This is a genomic window from uncultured Actinomyces sp. (assembly GCF_963542285.1).
Classification (GTDB): domain Bacteria; phylum Actinomycetota; class Actinomycetes; order Actinomycetales; family Actinomycetaceae; genus Pauljensenia.
This window is the reverse complement of record NZ_CAUTWQ010000031.1, coordinates 1-5,836: the sequence shown is the minus strand read 5'-3', so window position 1 is coordinate 5,836 and position 5,836 is coordinate 1. Positions and strand designations below refer to the sequence as shown.

The 5,836-nt window shown below is 59.5% G+C and carries 4 protein-coding genes; 2 read left to right on the top strand and 2 right to left on the bottom strand.

The window, feature by feature from the left end; genetic code table 11:
- Positions 1 to 112 precede the first annotated feature (112 nt).
- The gene (gene glmS / locus RW023_RS08310; RefSeq protein WP_315580747.1) at positions 113 to 2,026 is read right to left on the bottom strand and encodes a glutamine--fructose-6-phosphate transaminase (isomerizing); all 1,914 of its coding nucleotides are present in this window, start codon (positions 2,024 to 2,026) and stop codon (positions 113 to 115) included.
- Between the two features lie 68 nt (positions 2,027 to 2,094).
- The gene (locus RW023_RS08305; RefSeq protein ID WP_315580746.1) at positions 2,095 to 3,312 is read right to left on the bottom strand and encodes an ROK family transcriptional regulator; all 1,218 of its coding nucleotides are present in this window, start codon (positions 3,310 to 3,312) and stop codon (positions 2,095 to 2,097) included.
- A gap of 93 nt (positions 3,313 to 3,405) precedes the next feature.
- Here RW023_RS08305 and xylA point away from each other — a divergent pair, with 93 nt between their 5' ends.
- A complete protein-coding gene (xylA, locus tag RW023_RS08300; RefSeq protein WP_315580745.1) occupies positions 3,406 to 4,587 on the top strand; it encodes a xylose isomerase in 1,182 nt (393 codons plus the stop codon).
- Between the two features lie 3 nt (positions 4,588 to 4,590).
- A partial coding sequence (locus RW023_RS08295) for an FGGY family carbohydrate kinase (protein ID WP_315580744.1) occupies positions 4,591 to 5,836 on the top strand: 1,246 nt, incomplete at its 3' end.

Below are 5,836 nucleotides of genomic sequence, written 5' to 3'. Positions count from 1 at the left end.
GACGCGACACTGGAGGAGCGCCTTGCGATGCTCACTCATGTCTACAAGGCGTGCGGAATCGAATAAAGCGCCGTATGCGCGTGGAATGGCGAACCTAAGCGGGAATGCCGACCTACTCCACAGTGACGGATTTGGCCAAGTTACGCGGTTGATCAACATCCAGCCCCTTCACCGCCGCAAGCTCACACGCAAAAATCTGCAGCGGAACAATTGTCAGTAGCGGTGCATATAGCGTTGGAACCGGTGGAACGCGGAAGACAACTTCGGCGAACTGATCAACCGATGTATCGCCTTCCTCTGCAATGACAATGGTTCGGGCACCGCGCGCGCGGACCTCTTGGATATTCGCCAAGACCTTCGCGTGCAGTTCGGGGCGGCGCGGAGTTGGCACGATGACGACGACCGGCTGTCCTTCATCCACCAGGGCGATCGGCCCGTGCTTGAGTTCGCCGGCCGCAAAACCCTCCGCGTGGATGTAGCAGATTTCTTTGAGCTTGAGCGCGCCCTCAAGAGCGACGGGGTAGCCCACGTGACGGCCCAAGTAGATCACGGAGGTTGCGTCCTTCATGGTGCGGGCGAACTGGCGAACGGTTTCTCCGCTATCCAAAACCTTCTGAATCGCCTCGGGTACGCGGGCGAGCTTCTCCATGTAGTCGGCGATTTCATCGGCGTACTTGTTTCCGCGAACCTGCGCCAAATACAGACCAAGGATGAAGCAGGCGGTGACCTGTGATGTGAAGGCTTTCGTTGAGGCAACCGCGATTTCAGGCCCCGCATGAGTCAAAATCACTGCATCCGATTCGCGTGAAATTGTCGAACCGGGAGTATTGACAATCGCGACGACCTTCGCGCCCTGTTCGCGCGCGTGGCGAATCGCCTGGATGGTGTCCATAGTTTCGCCGCTCTGAGAAATTGCGACAACCAGAGTCTTCTCTCCGACAACCGGATCGCGGTAGCGGAATTCGCTGGAAAGCTCGACTTCTACAGGAATTCGGCACCAGTGTTCGATCGCGTAACGGGCGACCTGCCCCGCATAAGAAGCAGTCCCGCAACCAATCATGATGATCTTGTCGATCCCACGCAGGACGTGCTCGGGGATGCGGATCTCATCCAAAGCCAAGTGCTCGTGGGAATCCAGACGATCAGCCAAAGTATCCGCAACGCCCCGAGGCTGTTCGTGGATTTCCTTCTCCATAAAGGTCGGCCATCCGCCCTTGGTCGCTCGATCCGCCGAAAAATCGACTTCGTATTCCTTCAGGGGAACCGGGTGCCCATCCGCACCGATGACCGTCACGGCTTGCGCGCTCACGACAACCAGCTGGTCTTGCCCAATTTCTACCGCGCGATTTGTGTGCTCGATAAATGCCAGGACATCCGAGCCAAGGAAGTTCTCTCCCTCGCCCAAACCAATAACCAGCGGCGATGATCTGCGCGCGGCAACGATGACCTTGGGAGATTCAGTAGATAGTGCAAGCAGCGTGAAGGTCCCTTCAAGCTTTGCCGTCACTTCCCGCATGGCGACGACCAGGCGGCGCGCGACGGCCTCGTCAGTGCCGCTCAGTCCCGCAACTTCACCCGTGTACGAGGCCGCGTCCGCCTGACCGTAGGCACGCGCGAGCAGGTGCACGACCACTTCCGTATCAGTTTCCGAGGCGAAAACCGCGCCTTGTGCGCGCAACTGGGCGCGCAAGTTATCAGCATTTTCGATAATCCCGTTGTGGACAAGCGCGAAGCGTCCGTCGGGGCTGACGTGGGGGTGAGCGTTTGCAATCGTGGGACGCCCGTGAGTTGCCCAACGGGTATGCCCGATCCCTGCGTAAGCATCGGCTGGCGCCTCAGAATCTACGGCCTCGCGTAGGTTGACCAGCTTGCCGACGGCCTTGATGACGTCCAGTTCTCCCGGACGTGCCAAGGCAATTCCCGCGGAGTCGTATCCGCGATATTCCAGGCGTGAGAGGCCGTCGAGGACGACCTGACGACTCCGTTGAGAGGCTTGACATGCGACGTGTCCAACAATTCCACACATAGCCTCATTGCAACACAGGAGCCTTGCTATCGCTTGCCGGATAGCTATGTGGGGCCTGTGAATCCTGCCTAGAATGCGCCGTCTTTCCAGTGAATCGGATCGTCCATAATTCGTTCGAGAATCTGGAAAGCCCCGCCGCGCAGGGAAAGGTCCTCAGATGAGGGAAGTATGTCGATAGCGGGCGCATACCAGGGAGCTTGGAGAACTCGAGTTTCTAATTCTTCGTGCAGCGTTGGCAGTAAGTAGGGTGCGGTCTCGGCGACGAGGCCACCCAAGTAGACCTGTGAAATATCGACGGTGTTGACGACGCCTGCTAGGGCTTGCCCAAGCGCATGACCGGCATAGGCAAGAGCATCTTGAGCCTTCGCACTGTGTCCGGCGAGCTGGGTGAGCTCGCGCGCGCTAGCCTCGTCTCCCAAGCCCGCTGCTCGGCACAGTGCCTTGAGTCCAGCAATGGTTTCCAGGCATCCGCGGGCTCCGCAGGAGCAGACGTTTCCTTGAGGTTCAACGCATATATGCCCGATTTCGCCCGACCAGCCGTGGGCTCCACCCAGTGGCTGATGGTTGATGACGAGGCCGCCGCCGATGCCGACTTCCCCAGAGACATAGATGAAAGATGCGGGTCCCTCGGGAACGCCCGGGCGGGGATGGGCGACCGCAAAGGCTGCTAAGTCGGCCTCGTTCGCAATGAGGGTGACGTGGAGGTCGTGGAGGGGGTGGGTGAGTTCGTCGAAGGGAATGTTCTTCCAGCCGAGGTTTGGAGCGGTGACGAGAGTGTCGCCAGAAACGAGGCCGGGGAGGGCAAGTGCGCTGCCGAGGAATGTCGTGCCTTCTTCGCGTCCTGCGTGGAGGACGCGCCTTCCCATTCGAGCCAGTTTGCGCAGGATTGTCTGTGGATTTGAGCCGGAGAAATCGCCATCCAGTGTCTCTCGAGCGAGGACATTGCCGCTGAGGTCGACAAGGTAGGCGCCAAGAAGGGAGATATTTACCTGCAGTCCCAGGGCGATGACCGTTCCCGAGGCGGGGGAGAGGACGCTTGTGGGTCGCCCTCGTCCGCCAGTGGAAAGTTTATCGTCGCTTTCTTCAACGAGGCCGGTGGCGATGAGTTCGTCGACAAGCCGCGACATTGTTGCGCGTGAAATTCCGGTTTGCGCCGCGATTCCTGCGCGGTTGATTGCGCCGGGATTGGCCAGGATGTGGCGCAATGCCAGCGAAAGATTGTGTGCACGCAGATTTTGGTTCGTGGCGCCAGAATGTGGGCTTTGCGTGCGAACTGCGTTAGGCATGTCTTGACTCTATCGCACTTTGTGGATTATGTTATGAGGCATAACAAAAACGTGCATATTTTTGCACCGATTAAAAATCTGGAAGGTCATGCTATGGCGCATACACCTCGACCCGAAGATCGCTTCTCTTTCGGCCTATGGACCGTGGGATGGAACGCGGTTGATCCCTTCGGAACCGGCACCCGAGCCGTCCTCGATCCGTGGGAATACACGGCGAAACTCGCAGAAATCGGCGCTTGGGGTATTACATTCCACGACAACGATGTCTTCGACTTCGATGCCTCGGATTCGGAGCGTCATGAGCGAGTCATGCGCGTCAAAGAGGTTGCCGATGCAGCCGGGCTCGTCATCGAAATGGTGACGACAAATACTTTCACCCACCCGGTGTTTAAAGACGGTGGCCTGACCAATAATGACCGCGAGATCCGCCGCTTTGGCCTGCGCAAGATCTTGCGTAACGTCGATCTTGCCGCGGAACTTGGCGCAACAACCTTCGTCATGTGGGGCGGGCGTGAGGGCGCCGAATACGACTCCTCGAAGGACCTCAACGCCGCATTTGATCGCTACCGCGAAGGCCTCGATACCGTCGCCGCCTACATCAAGTCTCGCGGCTACAACCTCCGCATCGGTCTTGAACCCAAGCCCAACGAACCCCGAGGCGATATCTTCCTTCCCACCGTTGGTCACGCCTTGGCCCTGATCGCCCAGCTCGATAACGGTGACGTCGTTGGATTGAACCCCGAAACCGGACACGAACAAATGGCCGGCCTGAACTACACGCACGCCTTGGCTCAGGCACTCAACGCCGGAAAGCTCTTCCACATCGACCTCAATGGACAATCCGGCCTGAAGTACGACCAAGATAAGGCATTCGGACACGGCGACTTGGCCAGTGCCTTCTTTACCGTCGATCTGCTGGAAAACGGCTTCCCCGGGGGCGGGCCTCGCTACGAAGGGCCTCGTCACTTCGATTACAAGCCCAGCCGAACCGAGGGCATGGAAGGCGTGTGGGAATCCGCGCGCGCAAACATGGAAATGTACCTAACTCTGGCCGAAAAGGCACGCGAATTCCGCGCCGATCCGCTCACCCAAGAACTCATGGAAGCGGCATCTGTTGCCGAACTGGCAACGCCCACGCTCGCACCCGGAGAGAGCATCGAGGACTTCCTCGCTGACCGCAGTGCCTTCGAAAATTTCGACGCCGAAGCAAAGGGTGCTCGCGAGTACCACTACGTCGAGCTTTACCAGCAGGCCATGCGCCACCTGATCGGCTGAAAAATGAGTGAGAGCAGGCCATTCGTTGCTGGAATCGACTCCTCCACGCAATCGTGCAAAGTCGTCATCTGTGATCCGGTCACCGGAAGGATTGTCCGTGAAGGTCGCGCCTCGCACCCCGAGGGAAGCGAAGTCGACCCTCAGGCATGGTGGGATGCCTTCCTCGAGGCCGTGCGCGCTGCTGGCGGATTGGATGACGTACGGGCGCTCAGCGTGGGCGGGCAACAGCACGGAATGGTCTGCTTGGATGAGCGAGGTGAGGTTATCCGCCCGGCGCTTTTGTGGAATGACACCCGAAGCGCCGGTGCGGCCGAGGAGCTCACCAATGAACGAGGCGATGGAGACCGTGCGCGCGGCGCTCGCTGGTGGGCGCAGGCCACGGGCCTCGTCCCCGTTGCTTCTTTTACGGTCACGAAACTGCGTTGGCTTGCAGACAATGAGCCGGAGAACGCAAGGAAGATCGCGGCAATTTGCCTGCCACACGACTGGCTGAGTTGGAAAATTCGCGGCGGTTTTGAGACTGTCGGATTGAATGGACTGTACACTGACCGCTCCGATGCCTCGGGAACGGGCTACATGGATCGAGCTGACGCAGTCTACAGGCGTGAAATCTTGGCTCAGGCCCTACGAATCTCGATGGAAGAGGCCGAGGGAATCATCCTGCCAAAGATCTGCGATCCCGTGGAGGCGATGGGATTTGGGGATCCAACGCAAGGATGGGGAGAAATCGCCATCGGACCGGGATGCGGGGACAATGCCGGGGCTGCGCTCGGTGTTGGCCTCGGTGTCGGCCAAGCTCTGCTCTCACTGGGAACCTCAGGAGTCGTGTCGGTTGTCAGCGAGACCCCTATTGAAGACCCCAGTGGTCAAGTTGCGGGCTTTGCCGACGCAAGCGGGCACTGGCTTCCCCTCGCGTGCACGCTCAACGCCTCGCGAATCCTCGACGCGGTCGGCGCGATGAGTGGCCTCGGCTATGAGGAACTGGACGACGCGGCACTGTCGGTCCCCTATGCGGGAGGGCTGCGCCTCGTTCCCTATTTTGAGGGAGAACGTACGCCGAACCTGCCTGATGCCACCGCACGCTTGGAAGGAATGACGCTCAAGAATTCGACGCGCGCACACCTTGCTCGGGCCGGTGTCGAGGGGCTGCTTGCCCACATGCGTTTCGCGCTCGAATGCGTGCGTGAGCTGGGCGTTCCGATCGAGAAAGTGCTCGTTGTCGGCGGTGGAGCGCGCTCGCGGGCAGTGC